At 57.4% G+C, this 20,115-nt stretch carries 21 protein-coding genes and 1 pseudogene; 17 read left to right on the top strand and 5 right to left on the bottom strand.

Translation table 11 applies throughout. From position 1 onward, the window contains the following. Positions 1-34 precede the first annotated feature (34 nt). Entirely contained in the window at positions 35-721 is a 687-nt protein-coding gene (locus tag HMPREF2847_RS05310) for a class I SAM-dependent methyltransferase (protein ID WP_083327324.1), read from the top strand. On the opposite strand, the gene HMPREF2847_RS05305 is transcribed toward HMPREF2847_RS05310, so the two are convergent. After that, a complete protein-coding gene (locus tag HMPREF2847_RS05305) occupies positions 701-1,597 on the bottom strand; it encodes a carbohydrate kinase family protein (RefSeq protein ID WP_070767581.1) in 897 nt (298 codons plus the stop codon). The genes HMPREF2847_RS05310 and HMPREF2847_RS05305 overlap by 21 nt on opposite strands. Before the next feature lie 22 nt (positions 1,598-1,619). Here HMPREF2847_RS05305 and HMPREF2847_RS05300 point away from each other — a divergent pair, with 22 nt between their 5' ends. The 3 genes from HMPREF2847_RS05300 (at position 1,620) to HMPREF2847_RS05290 (ending at position 6,029) form a co-directional block, all read left to right on the top strand. Further along, positions 1,620-2,969, top strand: a complete 1,350-nt coding sequence (locus tag HMPREF2847_RS05300; protein ID WP_070851743.1) for a glycoside hydrolase family 32 protein — start codon at positions 1,620-1,622, stop codon at positions 2,967-2,969. 102 nt (positions 2,970-3,071) lie between these two features. After that, positions 3,072-5,084: a sucrose-specific PTS transporter subunit IIBC gene (locus HMPREF2847_RS05295; RefSeq protein WP_070851742.1), complete on the top strand. Its 2,013-nt coding sequence runs from the start codon at positions 3,072-3,074 to the stop codon at positions 5,082-5,084. A gap of 162 nt (positions 5,085-5,246) precedes the next feature. Then, positions 5,247-6,029 carry a formate/nitrite transporter family protein gene (locus HMPREF2847_RS05290; RefSeq protein ID WP_070767584.1) on the top strand — a complete coding sequence of 261 codons (783 nt, stop codon included), beginning with the start codon at positions 5,247-5,249 and terminating at the stop codon, positions 6,027-6,029. 44 nt (positions 6,030-6,073) lie between these two features. On the opposite strand, the gene HMPREF2847_RS05285 is transcribed toward HMPREF2847_RS05290, so the two are convergent. Together HMPREF2847_RS05285 and HMPREF2847_RS05280 are read right to left on the bottom strand one after the other, a co-directional pair. Beyond that, positions 6,074-6,790, bottom strand: a complete 717-nt coding sequence (locus HMPREF2847_RS05285; protein WP_070851741.1) for a VIT1/CCC1 transporter family protein — start codon at positions 6,788-6,790, stop codon at positions 6,074-6,076. A 129-nt stretch (positions 6,791-6,919) separates the two neighbouring features. Then, positions 6,920-8,161, bottom strand: a complete 1,242-nt coding sequence (locus HMPREF2847_RS05280) for a multidrug effflux MFS transporter (protein WP_070851740.1) — start codon at positions 8,159-8,161, stop codon at positions 6,920-6,922. A gap of 297 nt (positions 8,162-8,458) precedes the next feature. Here HMPREF2847_RS05280 and rplN point away from each other — a divergent pair, with 297 nt between their 5' ends. From rplN to rplO, 10 genes are all read left to right on the top strand, one after another. After that, positions 8,459-8,827: a 50S ribosomal protein L14 gene (rplN, locus tag HMPREF2847_RS05275; protein ID WP_070653456.1), complete on the top strand. Its 369-nt coding sequence runs from the start codon at positions 8,459-8,461 to the stop codon at positions 8,825-8,827. Next, a complete protein-coding gene (gene rplX, locus HMPREF2847_RS05270; RefSeq protein ID WP_005509963.1) occupies positions 8,828-9,142 on the top strand; it encodes a 50S ribosomal protein L24 in 315 nt (104 codons plus the stop codon). It begins immediately after the preceding gene. 2 nt (positions 9,143-9,144) lie between these two features. Further along, positions 9,145-9,699, top strand: a complete 555-nt coding sequence (gene rplE, locus HMPREF2847_RS05265; protein ID WP_005509901.1) for a 50S ribosomal protein L5 — start codon at positions 9,145-9,147, stop codon at positions 9,697-9,699. Between the two features lie 382 nt (positions 9,700-10,081). Further along, positions 10,082-10,978, top strand: coding sequence for a GDSL-type esterase/lipase family protein (locus tag HMPREF2847_RS05260; protein ID WP_070851739.1), 897 nt, complete (start codon positions 10,082-10,084; stop codon positions 10,976-10,978). Between the two features lie 403 nt (positions 10,979-11,381). Beyond that, positions 11,382-11,780 (top strand): 30S ribosomal protein S8, encoded by a 399-nt coding sequence (gene rpsH, locus HMPREF2847_RS05255; protein ID WP_005509822.1) that lies wholly within the window; start codon positions 11,382-11,384, stop codon positions 11,778-11,780. Between the two features lie 15 nt (positions 11,781-11,795). Then, the gene (gene rplF / locus HMPREF2847_RS05250) at positions 11,796-12,332 is read left to right on the top strand and encodes a 50S ribosomal protein L6 (RefSeq protein WP_005509895.1); all 537 of its coding nucleotides are present in this window, start codon (positions 11,796-11,798) and stop codon (positions 12,330-12,332) included. Then, positions 12,332-12,730: a 50S ribosomal protein L18 gene (gene rplR / locus HMPREF2847_RS05245; RefSeq protein WP_005510009.1), complete on the top strand. Its 399-nt coding sequence runs from the start codon at positions 12,332-12,334 to the stop codon at positions 12,728-12,730. The genes rplF and rplR overlap by 1 nt, the downstream gene beginning before the upstream one ends. 34 nt (positions 12,731-12,764) lie before the next feature. Continuing rightward, positions 12,765-13,382, top strand: coding sequence for a 30S ribosomal protein S5 (gene rpsE, locus HMPREF2847_RS05240; protein ID WP_005510059.1), 618 nt, complete (start codon positions 12,765-12,767; stop codon positions 13,380-13,382). 5 nt (positions 13,383-13,387) lie between these two features. Further along, on the top strand, positions 13,388-13,573 hold the full coding sequence (gene rpmD / locus HMPREF2847_RS05235; RefSeq protein ID WP_005509843.1) for a 50S ribosomal protein L30: 186 nt from the start codon (positions 13,388-13,390) through the stop codon (positions 13,571-13,573). Positions 13,574-13,580: 7 nt separating this feature from the next. Continuing rightward, positions 13,581-14,027 carry a 50S ribosomal protein L15 gene (gene rplO / locus HMPREF2847_RS05230; protein ID WP_070851738.1) on the top strand — a complete coding sequence of 149 codons (447 nt, stop codon included), beginning with the start codon at positions 13,581-13,583 and terminating at the stop codon, positions 14,025-14,027. 97 nt (positions 14,028-14,124) lie between these two features. Here rplO and HMPREF2847_RS11955 read toward each other — a convergent pair whose 3' ends face one another. Next, positions 14,125-15,312: an aminotransferase class I/II-fold pyridoxal phosphate-dependent enzyme gene (locus tag HMPREF2847_RS11955; protein WP_370523100.1), complete on the bottom strand. Its 1,188-nt coding sequence runs from the start codon at positions 15,310-15,312 to the stop codon at positions 14,125-14,127. A gap of 9 nt (positions 15,313-15,321) precedes the next feature. Next, a pseudogene (locus HMPREF2847_RS11950) lies at positions 15,322-15,984 on the bottom strand (6-carboxyhexanoate--CoA ligase); the annotation flags it as partial. A gap of 353 nt (positions 15,985-16,337) precedes the next feature. Here HMPREF2847_RS11950 and secY point away from each other — a divergent pair. The 3 genes from secY to HMPREF2847_RS05210 form a co-directional block, all read left to right on the top strand. Beyond that, the gene (gene secY, locus HMPREF2847_RS05220) at positions 16,338-17,669 is read left to right on the top strand and encodes a preprotein translocase subunit SecY (protein WP_141765057.1); all 1,332 of its coding nucleotides are present in this window, start codon (positions 16,338-16,340) and stop codon (positions 17,667-17,669) included. Continuing rightward, positions 17,669-18,220 (top strand): adenylate kinase, encoded by a 552-nt coding sequence (locus HMPREF2847_RS05215; RefSeq protein ID WP_005509947.1) that lies wholly within the window; start codon positions 17,669-17,671, stop codon positions 18,218-18,220. The genes secY and HMPREF2847_RS05215 overlap by 1 nt, the downstream gene beginning before the upstream one ends. A 303-nt stretch (positions 18,221-18,523) precedes the next feature. Further along, on the top strand, positions 18,524-20,115 hold a 1,592-nt coding region (locus HMPREF2847_RS05210; RefSeq protein ID WP_070851781.1), incomplete at its 3' end, for an HNH endonuclease signature motif containing protein.

Below are 20,115 nucleotides of genomic sequence, written 5' to 3'. Positions count from 1 at the left end.
CACCGATACATAAAAAGTGTCCAGCTGCGCCATAATGGTGGCCATGAGCGATGGCACCCACAATCACCGTACTTGGAAAGAAATTATTGCCGCCGATTCGCAGCATTCCCGGCGCTACGCCAACCGATGGCGGGGATTCGTGCGCGAGGGCCGCGATATCGATGGCGAGGCGCGGCTGGTGGATGCGATGGCGCCACGCCACTCTCGAATTCTGGATGCCGGCTGCGGACAGGGGCGCGTGGGCGGTTACCTGGTGAAGGCTGGACACCAGGTCATGGGCGTCGACGTCGACCCCTATCTCATCGATGAGGCGAAGCGACAGTTCCCGGATGCGACGTGGCTGGTAGGGGACTTGGCGCAATTGCCCCACGTGCTTGACGACGGCCTCGAGAACACGCCCCACGATGACACGGCATCCGCTTTCGATGTCATCATTTGCCCCGGCAATGTGCTGACTTTTGTAGCGCCAGAAGACCGCGCAAAGGTGTTGCAAGGCTTCGCAGAGGTGCTAAATCCGGAGGGCGGCCGTGTCATCGTCGGCTTCGGCGCCGGCCGGGGCTGGGACTTTGTGGATTTTGAAACCGCTGCCCAGGAGACCGGGCTCACCGTGATTCAGCGTTACTCCACGTGGAATCTTCGTCCCTTTGACGATGAGTCTCAGTTCCTGGTTGCAGTGCTCGAGCGGACTAAGTGGCGCGGACTAGGAATCCTTGGCCAGTAGTGCTGCGACCTCAGACTTGGTCGGCGGCTGCGCGCCCTTGCGGGACACAGTGATGGCAGCCGCGGCGGCCGCATAGTGCAGAATCTCGCGCCACTGATCTGGTGATACGGAAGTCAGGTCAGCGGCCGTCAGACCTCGTTCCTCAAGTTGCGCCAAAAGTGCTCCCATAATCGTGTCGCCAGCGCCGATGGTGTCAACGACATTCGCGTTGACGGCTGGTACATCAATGCGGTTTCCGTCGGCAAGCAAAGTGAGTCCATCGCCACCTCGGGTGATAACGGCGACCGGAACTTTAGTCAGTGCCTCTTCGCCAAGGAACTCGACTTCCTCATCGGAAAGCTTCAATAAGTTGGCGTAGGGGAGCAAGCCCATGAGGAATTCGCGGTGTGCATCCGTTGCGTAAATGGGGCGAATATTTGGATCCAAAGCGACCAAAGCGCCATTGGCAGCGAACTGTTTGAGCAATTCCGCGTACCGGCTGGCACCTGGTTCCAGCGCCAGCGAGAGTGTTCCGAAGCATGCGATATTCGCATCGATGAGCTTCGGCTCCACAAGCGGAGTGGCGGTGCCATCGGTATAGAAGGTGTACGTCGCGGAGCGATCTTCGTGGATGGTGGTCACAGCCAAAATGGTTGGCTCCGGACCACGCTGGATGTAAGAGGTATCGACCCCTTCGTTTTCTAAGTGTTTGACCAGCTCATTTCCGAATCCGTCCGTAGATAGGCGCGACTGGAAAATAACATCTGCACCGAGGCGAGAGGCCGTAACCGCGACGTTGTAGGGGCCCCCGCCTAGCGCCGGCACGTGGTTATTGAGGCTGCCAGGAGATACCGGAACGAGGTCAACCAGACCTTCGCCGCAAACACAAATAGCCATGACTTCAATAATATCGGGGAGTATGAGCTATCGGCCGAATTACCATCTGTCACCGCCACAGGGCCGACTGAATGACCCGAATGGCCTTTTCGTGGACGGTGAGACGCTGCATGTGTTCTACCAGCATGATCCATGCTTTCCACATGCGCCGAAGAGAACTGGGTGGGGACATGCGTCCGCGTCGCTCACTACGGCCGAGCGGTGGCGTCATCACCCCGATGCGCTGTATCCAGACATGCCCTATGACAAGCATGGTTGTTATTCGGGCGGCGCGGCTGTTGATGGCGATGATGTGTGGCTCTTCTATACCGGCAACTTGAAGGTAGACGGACGCCGTATACCATCGCAGAACCGCGTCCGTGCGCTTGCTCCCTCCGGTCCGGAGGGTGGCATCTATCTGCGCGATCCGGCTACCCCTCTGATTCCTGACACCGAACCGGGGTTCACCGGGCACTTCCGTGACCCCCAGATTGTTCGTGAAGCAGATGGCTGGCGCATGGCTATCGGCGCCCAGACCGAGGGCGAGAAAGGCACAGTGGTCCTCTATCGCTCAGCTGATTTGGTGAACTGGCATTTCGAAGGGCCACTGCAATTCGATATCACCGGCACCAAGCCGGGCCTGAGCCCAGATATTCTTCCCGGCGGCTACATGTGGGAATGCCCGAACCTCATCACATTGATTGATGAGGCCTCAGCGGAGGAGAAGCAGATTCTGGTCTTCTGCCCGCAGGGGCTCGACCCAGTGAACGTCGATGGGCAAACTCATTACGCCTCGTCTGATCAGTGCGGCTATCTTGTCGGCACGCTCGATGGCGCCACATTCCACGTTGAGCGCGGGTTTAGCGAACTCGATTACGGCTTCGAATTCTACGCACCACAACTAATCGAAACCGGAGCCGGCGACGCCATCATGCTCGGCTGGGTCGGCCTGCCCGCCCAGGATGACAAGCCCACCGTCGCCGACGGATGGGCACATTCGCTCACATTGCCGCGTCGAGTTTCGCTTTACGACGGCACCCTCCGGCAGCAACCGATGTGGGAAAACCTCTCCGCCGTCGCAGGAGGCAGTAACACTCCGGAGATAGACGGTTACGGAAATGTGGTTGTTGCTAAGGCTGAAGGCGAGGGCACGTGGGAGCTCGTCGACCAGGCTGACCGCGTGGCTTTCAAGGCGGAATTCCAGGAGGGAATTCTTCAACTGGAGCGTGGGGGAGAGCAGCGTCGAATAGCGTGCCCGAACGGAAGTCTGTTTTTGGTAGCCGATGGCTGTGTAGTGGAAGTCTATGCCGGAGATGGTGCCATTGCGGCGTCGCAATCGGTGTTCGCAACCCGAGGTCATCGCTGGAAAGGCTGGGTTCAGCTGCCGTCCTGAGTGACGTTGCATACAGATTGTTGGATTTGTTGGAGTTATGTGCGAATTATGGGTCTAATTGGTATTAGTAACAATTAACCCGCATCACTGAAGGGTCTGAAAATGGATCATAGGGGAGTTGCCGCCAGAACTCTCGCAGCTATCGGCGGTGAAGAAAATGTAGTGGGTATGGCACACTGCGCGACGCGTCTGCGCATGGTGCTCAAAGACTCGAAGAAGGTCGACAAAAACGCCCTGGAGTCAGATCCAGACCTCAAGGGCATCTTCGAAGCTGGCGGTATGTTCCAGGTCATTGTCGGCCCTGGTGACGTCAATATCGTCTTCGATGAGATCAGCAAGATGTCCTCGAAGGACATCGCGGTCTCAACGGACAAGTTGAAGGATATCGCTGCTAACTCGGGAAATTGGTTCTCTCGCTTCATCAAGGTACTGGCCGATATCTTCGTGCCGCTGATTCCAATCCTGGTCGGCGGCGGTTTACTGATGGCCCTGAACAATGTGCTGACTGCCGAGGGACTCTTTGGCGAGCAGTCAGTTATTCAGATGTTCCCGGCAATGGAGGATGTGGCGGGCCTTATTAACCTATTGGCCTCGGCGCCATTTGCGTTCCTGCCGGTGCTGGTTGGCTTTACCGCGACCAAGCGCTTCGGCGGCAATGAATTCCTGGGCGCCGGTATTGCAATGGCGATGGTGATGCCCGACCTGGTCAATGGGTACCAGGTGGCGGAGGCAATTCAGGCCGGAGAAATGCCGTATTGGGACATTTTCGGTCTCAACGTCGCGCAGGCTGGTTACCAGGGATCCATCTTGCCGATTCTGGTTATTTCATGGATTTTGGCAACGATTGAGAAGTTCTTCCATAAGCGTCTCAAGGGCACTGTCGACTTCATGCTGACACCACTGTTGACGTTGCTCATCACTGGTTTCATCACCTTTGCCGCCATTGGCCCAGTACTGCGCACTGCAGGTGAATGGCTGGGTATCGGCCTGGCAAATCTGTACGAATTCGCGGGCCCTGTGGGCGGCTTCTTGTTCGGCTTGGTTTACTCGCCAATTGTCATTACCGGTCTGCACCAGTCCTTCCCACCAATCGAGTACATGCTGTGGGACCAGGGAGGCTCATTCATTTTCGCGACGGCATCGATGGCCAATATTGCCCAAGGTGGTGCCGCGCTGGCAGTGTACTTCCTGGCCAAGAGCGAGAAGCTCAAGGGCCTGGCTGGTGCGTCCGGTATGTCGGCACTATTCGGAATTACCGAGCCAGCCATCTTCGGTGTGAACCTACGTTTGCGCTGGCCGTTTTACATCGGCATGGGTGCCTCGGCCATTGCCTCAACAATGATTGCAATCCTTGACGTAAAGGCGACCGCACTTGGCGCAGCTGGTTTCGTTGGCTTTGTTTCGATGCGCCCAACGGACATTATGCAGTTCTTCCTCTGTGCGCTGGTCTCACTTGCCATTTCGTTTACCTGTGCGTTCCTCTACGGACGGTTCCTGGTCTCCAAGAATGGTTCGGTCGATCCCGACGAGGTAGGTACTGCAACTCCGACCAGCACGGTCGAGTTTGTTTCCGACGCTGCGGAGAACGCATTCCCAGTGGCCTCCCCGCTGGAGGGGACGGCAGTTGCGCTACCAACTGTGTCCGACCCGATGTTTGCCGGCGGCAAGCTCGGTCAGGGAGTGGCTGTGGAGCCGACCGTCGGAAAGCTGGTGGCTCCTATTTCAGGAAAGGTCATGGTGACCTTCCCAACAAAGCACGCCTACGCCATGCGCGGCTTCGATGCTGAAGGTAACAAGGTGGACATCCTCATGCACATCGGTTTTGACACCGTGAACTTGAAGGGTGAGCACTTCACTTCGTTGGTCAATAAGGGCGACGAAGTTCAGCAGGGAGATACATTGGCCGAGTTTGATATCGAGGCAATCAAGGCCGCTGGATACCCGGTAACTACGCCGGTCGTTATTTCCAACTCGAAGAAGACCGGCCCTGTGCTGCCAGCTGAAGGCTTCCGCGATGGCCAACCAATTTCGTTTGGGGCACCATTGCTAACGGTTGATCCAAAGGTTAAGGATGAGCCGAAGCCAGAGCCAGCTACCACAGCAGAAAAGAAGTAAATCTGCTGCTCTTCGGCGGTGGATTGCCGTTCCTGGTTACAGTGCCTAAGTGGGGGTAAAGCGCTGTGATCGTCGTAAAGCAGTTGCGATTCTGTGCCGGCCTGTCGTTATTCTTTTATGCGAATAACTGCAATTAACGGCACGCAGGGAAAGGCTTCGGCGGTGACGCTATACGAAACGCTGGATACGGCTGGCGACAAGAAACAGGAACTGCTGACGCAGGACTACGGACGTTTTGCCGTGCGAGCGGTCCTGGCGGGCATGTACCTGACGCTCGGGACGGCCTTTGCAGCGGTCGCTGGCCAAGTAGCAGAGGGCGTCGCGCCGGGGACCGGGGGACTGGTTTTTGCGTGCCTGTTCGGGCTTGGGCTGTTCGCCATTGTGGTGCTCGGCGCGGAGCTGGCTACCGGCAGCATGATGTTTGTGTCCTGGTCCGCCACCCGCGGTCGCATGCCGTGGGGAGTGGCTCTTCGGATGGTGGCCGTCGCCACGTTCTACAACTTCATCGGTGCCGCGATTGTGGCGCTGGTGCTAAGCCAGAGCGCCAAACTCGGTGGGATTGATGACACACATCTGATTTCCACCTTGACCGAGGGGAAGCTAGCCAAGCCGTTCTTCGGTGCTTTCGTAGAGGCGATGGGCGCGAACTTCGTGGTCAATATGGCTGTTTTAGGCGCGCTACAAGCCAAAGAAATCATTTCGAAGTTCGCTGTGATTCTGCCGATTATTGCGGTGTTCGTTGGGCTCGGGCTTGAGCATGTGATTGCGAACTTCTCGCTGTTTTCCTTGGCCTTTTTCGCCGATCCGCGTCCTGCCGGCTTCGATGGCCTGCACATTACAGGCAACTGGGTGGCAGTGTGGTTGGGCAACTTCGTAGGCGGTGGCCTGGGAATTGGCGCGGTCTACGCCTGGTTGAACCAGACGAAGACCAGCTATGTTGATTAGCTTTTGAGCTTTGCCGGAGCCTATCCGACGACCTATCTCAAGGGCTATCCGACGGCCTGCCCGAAGAGCAGGCCGACGAAGTAGGACACAATCAAACCGAGCGCGCCACCGATGACCAGACGTAGCGCAGCCTTGCCGGAGTGCGTGGAGCTGAGCTTGGCGCTGATGTAGCCGGTCAAGGCCAACGTCACGATGGTGACAACGGTGACCGCAATCGCGCCGGAGGTGGAGCCGGTGAACACCAGAGCCGCAATCATCGGCAGGATGGCGCCGAGTAGGAACGACAGTGCCGAAGAACCAGCAGCCGCCCAGGGGTTGGTAAGTTCCTCGCCGTCAATGCCCAATTCCAGCTTTAGGTGAGCTGCCAGCGGATCATTTTGTGCGATGCCGTGGGCAGCATCTTCGGCGATATGCTGTGGGATGCCGTAGCCAGAGAGAATCCCCACGAGCTCCTTATGCTCTTCATCTGGAAAGTCCTTGAGCTCGGCCTTTTCTTTGGCAATCAGTGCTCGCTCAGTATCGCGCTGAGTTGAAACCGAGACGTATTCCCCCAGAGCCATCGAGATAGCACCAGCGATAACGGCGGCGGCACCAGCAGTCAGAATGGCTTCGCGAGAAGAACCTGCTGCAATCACGCTGAGCAAGATTAGAGCAGTGGAGACGATGCCGTCGTTGGCTCCGAGGACTCCGGCGCGAAGCCAGTTGAGCTTCGACGTCTCAGAAGACTTATGCGGTTCATGAGGATGCGCGTACGTGGTCATGGCAGGACCTTTCTCCCATGTCAGCCTCACGCCTACGGGTGGTACGAGGCCTCACCATCGATTTAATGCCGATTCGGGCACATTCTCAACCAGCGAAGTGAAACGAGGGCAGTCCTCTCGTATGTAGTTTTATGCCAGCTTATGTGGGTGTTTGCGGAGGCCGTCGCGCGTCAATGTCAATACCGCGATTAGCGCAATCAGCGCGCAGGTCAACATTGATATAGCCATTGATAAGGGCAGATTGGAACCAAGCCCCACCAACGGGGAAACCGTGGCGGCCGCGAGGAACTGTGTGAAGCCCATGAGACCGGAACCTGAGCCAATTCCGATATCTCGAACCTCCTCAATTCCGAGTGCCGTGGCATTGGCGAAGATCAGCGGCATCATCGGTACCGTAATGAACAGCAACAGCCAAGTAGTGAAGAAGGTAATCCCGACGATGGCATTAACAATCAGGCCTATCGACGTCACGAGCATGACCGTAAGGGCAACTAAAATGCCCTTACGGGGATGAAGCCGGTTGATCATCTTGCCGTTGAGGATTGACACAAATGTCAACATCGCTGCATTGGAAGCGAACACGAGAGAGAACTGAGTAGGGGTGAGCCCCAGTAGCTCCTGGAAGATAAAGGGTGACGCAGCGATATAGGAGAACATCACCGAGAAGCCACCAGCGAAAGCTAACAAGTAGCCGACAAATACGGGCCGCTGTAGCAGCCTGCCGATATTAGGCAGGAGATTGCGCAGAGAGCCTGTGGAGCGTCGCTCTGGTGGCAGAGTTTCCGGAACCATCAGAACCACAATCGCGACCATCGCGACGTTGATGGCTGCGAGAAACCAGAACACGCTGCGCCAGCCGAATGTGGGGCCCAGAAAGCCACCCACAAGGGGAGCGATTGCCGGGGCGATGGAGGAAATGCCCATCAGCGTGGAGAAAGCTCTCGCTGATGCCTTGCCCGTCAAGAGGTCTGGGACTACAGCACGAGCCAGAACCACTGTGGAGCCACCAGCTAACCCCTGGAACAGGCGCATTGCAATAAGCGTGCCAATATTCGGTGCTATTGCACAGAGGATTGACGAGCCCAAGAACACCATAGTCGCAATGAGAAGCAACTTCCTACGGCCCAAACTATCGGAGAGAGCGCCAATGACGAGCTGCCCTGCAGCCATGCCAATCATGAAGGTTGTCAGCGTGAGCTGAACCATTGACTCGGTCGCGGAGAACTCCTTGGCTATCTCCACGAAGGAGGCCAGGTATGTATCTGCGCCGAACGGGGCGGCGGCGGATAATAAGGCTAACCCGGCAAGTAGCGATACCGGAAGCGTCTGTGCTGGCTGTGTCTGAGCGTTCTCGGAATGTGGATTTGTCACTGTTTCAGTGTAGGGTTGCCGCGGTATAGGGTTGCTGCGGAGGGTATAAACCATGTTGGGGGCATGAAACTAAGAGATTTTGTTGTCCCGCACGAACGTGCCATAATACACAGGTTGCGCGAAGTGGCTGCGTGCTGCTCTCAACGGTCTATGGCCGTAGTTAGCACGGGGTCAAAGCGATATGGAAGTTGCCTCTAGCAGGTGCTTTCGTCGTAAAGCGTAAACGCAAGACATAAAGACCGCGTGCGTTTAGGACGGAAATCTGACGCACAATGCAACCAGGTCAGGAGAAACGCAGTGATTCAGCAGGAATCCCGTCTGCGCGTTGCCGACAACACTGGTGCACGTGAAATCCAGTGCATCCGCGTTCTCGGCGGCTCGACCCGACGCTTCGCTGGCATTGGCGACACCATTGTCGCAACTGTCAAGGAAGCTGCTCCGGGCGGCAACGTCAAGGCAGGCGAAATTGTTAAGGCAGTCATCGTCCGTGCGAAGAAGGAGACCCGTCGTCCGGACGGCTCCTACATCTCGTTCGACGAGAATGCAGCTGTCATCATCAAGGCCGACGGTGAGCCAAAGGGCACCCGTATTTTCGGCCCTGTCGCGCGTGAGCTGCGTGACAAGAAGTTCATGAAGATTGTCTCGCTCGCACCGGAGGTGATTTAAGTGAAGATCCGTAAGGGCGATACCGTGCTGGTTATCTCCGGTCCGGACAAGGGTGCTCAGGGCAAGGTCATCGAGGCCTACCCGAAGCGCGACAAGGTCCTGGTCGAGGGCGTTAACCGTATCAAGAAGCACGTTGCAAACTCCGCTGCGGAGCGCGGTGCATCCTCGGGTGGCATTGTCACTCAGGAAGCTCCGATTCACGTGTCGAACGTCATGCTGGTCGACGAAGATGGTACCCCGACTCGCGTTGGTTACCGCTTCGATGAGGACGGCAAGAAGGTTCGCATCTCCCGCCGTACCGGGAAGGACATCTAAGCATGAGCGAAAATTACACCCCTCGTCTGAAGGCCCGTTACCGCGATGAGATTCGCGGCAAGATGCAGGAAGAGTTCTCCTACGAGAACGTCATGCAGATTCCGGGCGTTACCAAGGTCGTCGTCAACATGGGCGTCGGCGCTGCTGCTCAGGACAAGAAGCAGATCAACGGTGCTATCAACGACCTGACTCTGATTACCGGCCAGAAGCCGGAGACCCGTCGTGCTCGCAAGTCGATTGCTAACTTCAAGCTTCGTGAAGGCGACGCCATCGGCGCTCGCGTCACCCTGCGTGGCGACCGTATGTGGGAGTTCCTGGATCGTCTGCTGACCGTGGCTCTGCCGCGAATCCGCGACTTCCGCGGTCTGTCTGATCAGCAGTTCGATGGTCACGGTAACTACACCTTCGGCCTGTCTGAGCAGACCATGTTCTACGAGATCGACGTTGACAAGATCGACCGCCCGCGCGGTATGGACATCACCGTCGTGACCACCGCTACCAACAATGAAGAAGGCCGCGCGCTGCTGCGCGAGCTGGGCTTCCCGTTTAAGAAGTAGTTTTGCCTCTTCGGTAGCTTCTATCTGAAGCCCCGGATGCCGCTTGGCGTCCGGGGCTTTTTGCTGCTCTGTTAACTGCTTATGTTCGTGGGGGAGTGAGGTCACTGTGCGGGGCCTGCGTAAAAGTTACCAGTGTTGCCGGTGTGAAAGTTGACCCTTTTTGGGGGTTGAAAATTAGTAAAGTCACAAGCTTTCTTAGATGAAAGTTAGGCGTTCGTGATGATTTCGTTGTAAACTGCCATTCGTCATAGTGACGGCCGCCAAAATGCATTGTGGTCGTTATCAATTTGGGCAAGATTTAAGTGACTTCAGCTTCTGTGTGGTTGAGCCAGTGGTTCTACACAGAGCGGTCCTTAAGTTAAAACGCAAAGGGATTAACTACATGAAGAACTTCTCCGTGGCCGTCCGCTCGGCTGCTATTGCAACTGTTGCGGCTCTGGGTCTGAGCTTGGGCGCCGGTGCTGCCAACGCACAGCCGGCACTGCCGGAAATGCCGAACATTCCGATTCCGGGTATCGGCGACACCGGCCCGAAGGGCGTCAAGCAGATTGTCACCTTCGGTGACTCCTTCACCGCTAATGCCGGTAAGGGTGGCCCGCGTGGCCTGGCGCCGGGACAGAACGCACTGGTCGCTAACTGCGCTACCGACATGGAAAACTGGCCGAAGATTGCAGCGTCGAAGCTGAACAAGTCCCTGGGTGACTGGTCCTGTAACGGTCTTGGTGGCTTCCCGGGTCAGCTCCTCGCATACCTGGAAGCTTCCATCCAGTACGGCGACATCGGAGAGGGCACTGAGAAGGTTGTCCTGATGTACGGCGGCATGGACTGGGTCCAGTGGGTTGACGTGGCAGGCGAGCTTGTCGCAAAGCCGGACCCCAAGGCTCCGTCGCTGTTTAAGCAGACGCTGCGTCAGTTCACTGACCGCGTTCACCAGGTTGCTCCGGGCGCTCAGGTCGTCCTGGCTTCGTACCCTGAGTACGCCACTGATGACCAGCTGTGCCTGGTGAACACCCCGAACCAGACCTTCCCGATCCCGGCACCGGGTGCCAGCGAGGTTCAGGGTGCATTCCGTGACAGCATTCGCTCCGCATCTCAGCACGTAGGTGCCGGCTTCATTGACGTCTACGAGGCAACCCTCGGCCACGGTACCTGCAACCCAAACCCGGATGAGCGCTTCGTCGCTGGTTTCGCAGATCCGGTGATGGGCCCGATGACCAATCACCCGACGGTGGCTGGCGAAAAGGCTATGGGTAACATCATCGCCGACCAGCTCTACTAGTTTTCTGCAGCCGGCGTCACGTCGGCTAGGAATTGAGTTCCACTGCTAATTGGTGGGGCCTCACGCCGCGAGCGGACTAACGTCCGTCTGCGGCGTTTTTGCATTTCGGTCGGTATTTGTTAGTATCACCAGGTCTGCCCTCTATAAGAGGTGCGGCAGTAAAAATGTAAGAACTTTGCTGTAGGCCCCTCGCCTCGCATCGTCTCTGGCGTCACCTGGGTGGCGAGCTGACTCGGCTATTGAACCGAGTTGGCGAACAGTAGCCCTTAAATCGCCGGAATCACGATATTGGTAATCGCTCCATCATAAGCTTTTGCCGTGTGACAGTTGCTGTTTGCGCGGTCATTGGAGTTAGCCACGAGGTGGGAAGGAACCGCAGCGAGAAAGGAAGCGGTCACTAACCATGACCATGACTGACCCAATCGCCGACATGCTGTCGCGCGTGCGCAACGCTAACAACGCGTACCACGACTCTGTCTCGATGCCGTCGTCCAAGCTGAAGGCTAACATCGCCGAGATCCTCAAGTCTGAGGGGTACATTGCGGACTACGCAGTCGAGGATGCCAAGGTCGGCAAGACCCTGACCCTGAACCTGAAGTACGGCCCGTCCCGCGAGCGTTCGATCGCTGGCGTGCGTCGCGTCTCCAAGCCGGGTCTGCGTGTTTACGCAAAGTCCACTAACCTGCCGAAGGTCCTCGGTGGCCTGGGCGTGGCTATCATCTCCACGTCTCAGGGCCTGCTGACTGACCGTCAGGCTTACGAGAAGAAGGTTGGCGGGGAAGTCCTCGCTTACGTCTGGTAAAGGGGGAACTACACAATGTCTCGTATTGGTAAGAACCCTGTCGTTGTCCCGGCAAACGTTACTGCCCAGGTCAACGGCCAGGACGTTTCCGTCAAGGGCCCGAAGGGCGAGCTGTCTGTCTCTATCCCGGCTCCAATTACCGTTGAGCTGAAGGACAATGAGATTGTGGTCAACCGCCCGGATGACCACCGCAAGAGCCGCTCCCTGCACGGCCTGTCCCGTTCGCTGATTAACAATATGGTTGTCGGTGTGACCGAGGGCTACACCATCAAGATGGAAATCTTCGGTGTCGGTTACCGTGTCGCCAAGAAGGGCAAGGACCTCGAGTTCTCCCTGGGCTACTCGCACCCAGTCCTGATCGAAGCACCGGAAGGTATCACCTTCGATGTCGACGGCACCACCAAGCTGTCGATCACAGGTATTGATAAGCAGCAGGTCGGACAGCTCGCAGCTAACATCCGTCGTCTGCGTAAGGATGATCCTTACAAGGGCAAGGGCATTCGTTACGATGGCGAGCAGATCCGTCGCAAGATCGGAAAGACGGGTAAGTAATGAGCAACACCAACGAAAAGCGCCTCCCGGTAGGCAAGGACATCTCGACTCGTCGTCGTGTCGCCCGCGCCCGCCGTCACGCACGCTTGCGCAAGAACGTCCGCGGCACCTCCGAGGCACCGCGCCTCGTCGTGCACCGCTCTTCCCGCCACATCACCGCTCAGGTTATCGACGATTCTATCGGTCGTACCCTGGCAGCTGCTTCCACTCTGGACGCAGATCTCCGTGGCTTCGAGGGCGACAAGAAGGCCAAGAGCGCCAAGGTCGGCGAGTTGATTGCTGCTCGCGCTAAGGATGCTGGCATCGAGAAGGTCGTTTTCGACCGCGGTGGCTACCAGTACCACGGCCGTGTTGCTGCTCTGGCCGAGGCTGCCCGTGAAGGTGGTCTGAAGTTCTAATGCGCACTTACAAGTCCAACGGAAGGAATGCGTGATGTCGGAACGCGATAAGCGCGAAGGCGGACGTAACTCCGCTGACAACAAGAACAACAACCGTCGTGGTGGCCGCGGTAACGACCGTCGCCAGCAGGACGAGCGTTCGCAGTACATCGAGCGCGTAGTAACTATCAACCGAGTTTCCAAGGTCGTCAAGGGTGGTCGTCGCTTCAGCTTCACCGCTCTGGTCATCGTCGGTGACGGCGAGGGCATGGTCGGCGTCGGCTACGGCAAGGCCAAGGAAGTACCGGCAGCTATCCAGAAGGGTGCTGAAGAGGCTCGTAAGAACTTCTTCCGCGTCCCGATGATTGCTGGCACCATCACCCACCCGGTTCAGGGTGAGACCGCTGCTGGCATCGTGCTGCTGCGCCCGGCTGCTCCGGGTACCGGTCTGATTGCCGGCGGCGCTGTCCGCCCGGTTCTCGAGTGCGCCGGTGTTCAGGATGTTCTGTCCAAGTCGCTGGGTACCAACAACTCCATCAACGTTGTTCACGCAACCGTTGATGCTCTCAAGCAGCTGGTTCGCCCTGAAGAGGTCGCCGCACGTCGTGGCAAGTCCCTCGAAGAGGTCACCCCAGCACGTATGCTGCGCGCACGCGCAGGTCAGGGAGCGTGATTTCCATGGCACTGAAGATTACCCAGGTCCGTGGTACCGCTGGTACCAAGCAGAACCAGAAGGATTCGCTGCGCACCCTCGGCCTGAAGCGCATCAACGATTCCGCCGTTCGCCCGGATACTCCGGCTGTGCGCGGTCTCGTGAACGTTGTGCGTCACCTGGTCGAGGTTGAAGAAGTAGCGGGGGAGTAGGTAAACCATGAGCGAACCAATTAAGCTCCACGACTTGGCCCCGGCTCCGGGAGCTAAGAAGAAGAAGACTCGCGTCGGCCGTGGTGAGGCTTCCAAGGGTAAGACCGCTGGTCGCGGCACCAAGGGCACCAAGGCCCGCAAGCAGGTTTCGGCAGCATTCGAGGGTGGCCAGATGCCACTTCACATGCGTCTGCCGAAGTTGAAGGGCTTCAAGAACCCGGCGAAGGTCACCTTCCAGGTGGTCAACGTTTCGGATCTGGAGCGTCTGTTCCCGGACGGTGGCGACGTTACCATCGCCGACCTGGTTGCAAAGGGCGCTGTCCGCGCTAACCAGCCGGTGAAGGTCCTCGGCGACGGCGACATCAATGTCTCTGTCAACGTCACCGCAACCAAGTTCTCGGGCTCCGCAAAGTCCAAGATCGAGGCTGCAGGCGGCTCTGTCACTGAGGCCTAAAGCATTCAAGCTTTAACAAGAGAGCTCTTAACCCGCGTGGTTAGGAGCTCTCGTTGTATTAAGAGGGCAAGGGGAGAGAGCAGCGCGAACCGCTGGCTTACAGCAGGCCGGTATTGCGCAGAGCCCGCTCCAGTTGGTCGATGTCAGCGTCCGTATGGAGCGCGGTAATGGTCAATCGCAACATTGCCTCACCACGGGGGACCGTCGGAAAGCGAATTGCAGGTATGAACACGCCTAGCTCCGCTAACTGTGCTGAGGTGTCCATCGCTACGGTCTCGTCCCCGACGGGCAGCGGGATGATTGCAGATGCGGGGTCTGACTGCGCGCCAACCAGGGAGCGGACGCGCGCAATATTACGTTGCAATCGCTTGACGACGTCCCCAACCTCCAACTGCTTCAACGCTGCGCGGATAGCTGCGACAGAACCAGCGTTCATGGACGTTGAGTACACGAAGCTACGGGCTTGATTGCGTAGTAGTTCGCCAACTGGTGCCGAGCAGAGAACGTATCCTCCTTCGACACCGAGAGCCTTGCTCGCGGTGCCGACCACAATGTCCGGGCGAATGCCCAGGTGCGCTGCAGTGCCACGACCTTGTTCTCCGATAACGCCGACGCCGTGGGCGTCGTCAAGCATCAGCCATGCGTTGCGACGGCGACAGGTGCGCTCGAGTGCCGGGCCGTCGATGACCTCGCCTGACATAGAGAACACGGAGTCGGAGATGACAAGTTTGTGGCGGGCGCTGGATGTTGCGAGGAGACGGTCGAGCGTCTGATAGTCAGCGTGCGGAAAGACCGTGACTTTAGCCCGGGCATTGCGGCATCCGTCAATGATGGAAGCATGGTTGGCGGCGTCGGAGAAGATTTCAACGTCGGCGGTGGCGATGGCTGCGATGGTTGAGTGGTTCGCCTGGTAGCCAGTCGCAAAGAGAACGGCATCGTCGAAACCGAAGAACTGCGCGAGTTCACTTTCAAGTGCGCTGTGGATGCTCGTGCCGGTGGTCAGGCGAGAGCCGCCGGACCCGGTGCCGAAATGCCCAATTGCCTCGATGGCAGCTGAGACGAGTTCAGGGTGCGTGGACAGGCCGAGGTAGTCCGAAGAAGAAAACAATAGATAGTCGGCTCCGTCAATTCGGCTGTGCGGTAGTTGTGCAGTTTCGAAAGTGCGCAGTGTGCGGGCTAGTCCTGCACCGGCCCAGGCCGTGTTCCTTTGGGCGGCGATTGCTGAGAGGTCGCTGCTGAGGCCGGTGGTGTCCGTCGAGGAGCAGGCGTCAGCTGGGAGCTCGATATAGACCGGCGTGTTCTCCAGGTAATCGATCAACTCGGGGATATCGGTGCCGGGTTCAACGATAAAAATGCGAGTACCAAGAGTGCTGCCGTGGTCCTTGATATTGGGGATACGGTGAAAGATTCCGTCCAGTGCGAGATAGCCACGCGTGTAAAAGGGATCGTCGGAGAGGCAGATTTCTGCGACGATGCCCGGGGCGCTGTGAACCTTGGATGCGAGGATGAGCGCCTCGTGAAAATGGTCCTTGGCACAGTCCTTGCTGGGGTGTGAGATGGCATCAAAAGTGGAAACCCGTACACCGCGGGCTGGGTTTGGGTCGAGCCGCTCACCGGAGGAGGCATCGATAAGAGCGGCGCCGCGAAGACCCGTGAGTGAATAGGCCATCTCGACGGCGATATCGGCGGCCTCTATACCTGCAGCGTGTAGGCGTTGAGTAATGAGCTTGCGGGCGTCCCCAGGGCTGGAGTTCGACTCTAGAAAGGGGACTAACGCCGGCACGGTGCTGATGGTCGACTCTTCGATCTTGTCCACAGTGATGTGAATTGTGTCGGGACGACCCTTGTCGTGGTGAAGTGCACGGCTAGTCATAGCAGAAGCCAGCTGAGGTAGTTCGGTGGCCGGTGCAAGACGCTCAGCGCCAGAGATATGGCAACCATCGGCGCTGGAGCGCATGCGAAGGCTGTAGGTACTCACAGAGCAAAACTTTAACACTGTTCAAGTTTTGTTTGAGAAGGTTGGGTGGAGCACATGAAGGGGGGTGGGCTCAGAGGGGATGAGCGCTGGAATCGTCGTCAAGCGAAAAGAGGTGATTGGCGGGGCGCTGTACTAACGGTGATATAGAGGCGTATTGCGACGATATGGAGAAACGCTGGTAGACTCACTACGTCAAATACTGTCAATTAAAGGTTTGAGGAATACGTCATCCGCGTTGCTTAACTAAAACGGAAGACTGCTGGCGGACAAGCGGGTAAGTCTTTCGGGAAAAGCGTGGGAGAAGCGGATTTCTTGACCTCGGGAGGATGCACGTGGCTTCCGGTCTCATTGCGGCGTTGCGCGATCCCGATTTGCGTAAGAAGATCTTCTTCACTCTGACGATGATCATTCTGTACCGAATCGGCTCGCAGATTCCAACCCCTGGTATCGACTACCAGTTGGTCAACGCGCAGCTCGAGCAGATTTCGAAAGATCAGTCCAGCGTTTACTCGCTGATCAACCTGTTCTCAGGTGGCGCTCTGCTGCAGATGGCGATTTTCGGCATCGGCATTATGCCGTACATTACGGCCTCGATTATCGTCCAGCTGCTCACGGTGGTGATTCCACACTTCGAGCAGTTGAAGAAGGAAGGGCAGTCGGGTCAGACGAAGATGACCCAGTACACCCGCTACCTCACAGTAGCGTTGGCGTTGCTGCAGTCTGCGGGCATTGTGGCCATGGCAGACCGTGGCGCCCTGCTGGGTGGCTCGCAGTCGCTGCTGGTCAAGGATGCGGGTGTCTTTGACCTCGTGGTGATGGTCGTTGTGATGACCTCCGGTGCCGTGCTGGTCATGTGGATGGGTGAGCTCATCACGGACCGAGGTGTCGGCAACGGTATGTCGCTGCTGATTTTCTCCGGTATCGCCGCTGGTATGCCGGCACAGGGCGCGAACATTCTGCGCTCCACTACCGGTGTCGTGTTCGCCACCGTGATCGTTGCGGTGCTGATTCTCATCATCGGCGTTATTTTCATTGAGCAGGGACAGCGCCGTATTCCGGTGCAGTACGCAAAGCGCATGGTTGGTCGTCGCCAGTACGGCGGATCTTCCACCTACCTGCCGCTGAAGGTGAACCAGGCCGGTGTTATCCCGGTCATCTTCGCGTCCTCGCTGATTTACGTGCCGGTTCTGATTACCCAGATCGTTCAGTCCGGTCAGTCGAATCCGAACATGGACAACTGGTGGCAGCGCAATGTCATTCAGTACCTGCTGGCGCCGTCCAGTTGGCAGTACATTCTGCTGTTCTTCCTGATGATCATCTTCTTCTCCTTCTTCTACACCTCCGTGCAGTACGACCCGCACGAGCAGGCGGAGAACATGAAGAAGTACGGCGGATTCATTCCGGGCTTCCGTCCGGGGCGTCCGACTGCTGAATACCTGTCCTACGTCCTGATTCGCCTGCTGACTGTCGGCTCGCTGTACCTGGCGCTGATTGCCGTTCTGCCGAATGTCGCTCTTGATATGGGGCTTGGCGACGCGAACGCCGGTACAGGCGGTATGTTTGGAGGTACAGCCCTGCTGATTCTGGTCAGTGTTGCGCTGACGACGGTCAAGCAGGTTGAAAGCCAAATGATGCAACGTAACTACGAAGGGTTCTTGAAGTAATGCGACTCGTACTTGTAGGTCCTCCCGGTGCAGGTAAGGGCACTCAGGCAGCTATCCTCTCGGAGAAGCTCGGTGTCCCACACATCTCCACCGGTGACCTGTTTCGCGCAAACATCGGTGAAGGCACTCCGCTCGGCATTGAGGCGAAGTCCTACATCGACGCCGGCAACCTTGTTCCGGACGACGTGACTGTGCGTATGGTCGAGTCCCGTCTGAACGAGGACGACGCCGCCAAGGGGTTCTTGTTGGATGGCTTCCCGCGCACCGTTGGTCAGGCAGAAGAGCTGAAGCGTCTGCTGTCCAATCTCGGTACCGAGCTGGATGCGGTCGTACAGTTCGACGTTTCTGAGGATGTCGTAGTCGAGCGCATGCTGGCCCGTGGTCGCGCAGACGACACTGAAGAGGTCATCCGCAATCGCATGCATGTGTACACCAATGAGACCGCTCCTTTGCTGGATTACTACTCGGAAAAGATCATCAAGATTGCCGCTGAGGGATCCGTTGAGGAGATTAACGAGCGCACGATGGCCGAGCTGGAGAAGCTGAACTAAGCTCCTGGCGTGCCGGTAATTGGTGCTCTGGCAACTTTGCGTTGGTCGGGCCGATGGGTTTGCCGATTATAGATGGTTATTGAAGCCGCCCTTTCGAACCGTTGAGGTTTGGAAGGGCGGCTTTTGTGTTGAGTGGGCTCGGGAAGGGGCCTAGTTGGCTTGAATGGTGTGGAGCTGAAAGGGAAAAGAAATACGAAAAAGAGTATTGACGTACCCGAATGGGTGTGCGATATTTGTATGCAGTAGGGGATAGTTAGGGAAGTAAAAGCGAAAGCGATTTCTAGGGGATTCGAGGGGAGGGGAATGATGCGACCTAATCAACCGCAAGGTCAGGAGCCGTCAAGGGGGCTGAATCAAGCACTGTCGGTGTCGCAGATATTAGACTTGATAACTCAATTCGAAGCTCTGTCGCGGTTAGTTGTGGAGAGCTTCGGTGATTTATCACCAGTTCATATGCGAGATGCCTATGCATTGATTGAGAGGGCTCGGAAGCGCCTAGCCATAGTTGACGCGGAGTACTTGGCGGCGCTTGCGCCGGAGATACCTTCATCGAATCACCGGAAAGTTGCCTGGCTGGCGGAAGAGTCTCATATTTCCCGTGCGGAGGCTCGTCAGCGAATTAGTTGTTTAGGGCGGCTCCGGAAGGAAGCGGAGCCTTTTTCGTCGAAAAGCGATGATGAAAGAATGCCTGCTCTGCGGGACAAGGTATCCGAAGGGGTCGTAGGGGCGGATGCGGTTCAAAAGATTGATAAAGCTGTCAAAGATCTCCCGAAGTCAGAACATGCGCGGGTGGCGCAGGCCTTGGATGAGCATGCCAGTGAGGTTGTGACACAGGTGCGTGTCGACGACTTGGGTGCGCTGTCACATCGACTGCGGGCGATGTTGGGATTGGATGACCCATATACGGATGAGGACAGACAGCGGCTGCGGGGAGTGAAGGTCGGGCCACAACGAGCCGACGGTATGAGTCGGTTGACGGGGCTGATTACGCCGCACTTCGCGGCGATGCTGAAGAGGTTGCAGGCTGACTACGGGCGGCCGGGTGGACTCTTGGAGGAAGGCGCTAAGGATGAGCGCGCTCCAGAGCAGCGGTTTCATGATGCACTTGAGGCTGCGGTCGATGCCGGTTTTGGGATAGGTGCGACCTTAAAGCCGGTGCGGGGCACCACGTCGGTTGTCACTGTCGCCCATATTTCGGATATCGCGAAAATAGCGGGCGTAAAGCTGCAAGGCACGGATGGTTGGAAGCTGCCGGGGGCGGGGAAAGCAATCAGCGATGGTGGTGTGCGAATGTCAATCGCTGAGGCGATAGAGAAGGTTGCGGCCGGAAATTCGTTCTTGCAGGTTTTGGGAGACAAGGGGCAGAGTCTGTTTCTTGGCCGATCGCAGAGACTAGGGACGATGGCCCAGTACCTTGCGCTGTGCGGCGAGGAGGGCGGATCTTCCGCACCGGGCAAAGCTACGCCTCCGGCTATGTGCGATATGCATCATATTGAATCCTGGGCGAGGGGCGGGGGAACGGACATTTCAAATCTGACATTTGTTGACCCCGGTACGCATCGAAAGATTGATGACAATCGGTCGAATGACAAATCCTGGTGGACGTTGCGGCCGGATGAGTGTGAAGGGGAGCCTGTCGAAACGGAACGGGTGGTGTGGATTGAGCCAGGAAAAGACCGAAAGACGAATGATTCATCGGAAGGGGGCAACAGGAATTCGAATCAAGATTCAAACGCTTTTGATAACCCAGGACGTTGGTTGCGGCGAATACTTCGGCAAAAAGGGGCGAAGCGTAACCAAGGCGATAAGGATGACGCTGACCCCAACGGTGCGGGCGGGTGCGGTGCGGACGTGGATGACGAAGGGGGGGTGTCCCTATGTTTTTGTCAAGTGCC

Source organism: Corynebacterium sp. HMSC074C03, from assembly GCF_001838285.1.
Lineage (GTDB): Bacteria > Actinomycetota > Actinomycetes > Mycobacteriales > Mycobacteriaceae > Corynebacterium > Corynebacterium amycolatum.
Note: the sequence above shows the minus strand (reverse complement) of the source record. Positions and strands in the feature narration are given on the sequence as shown.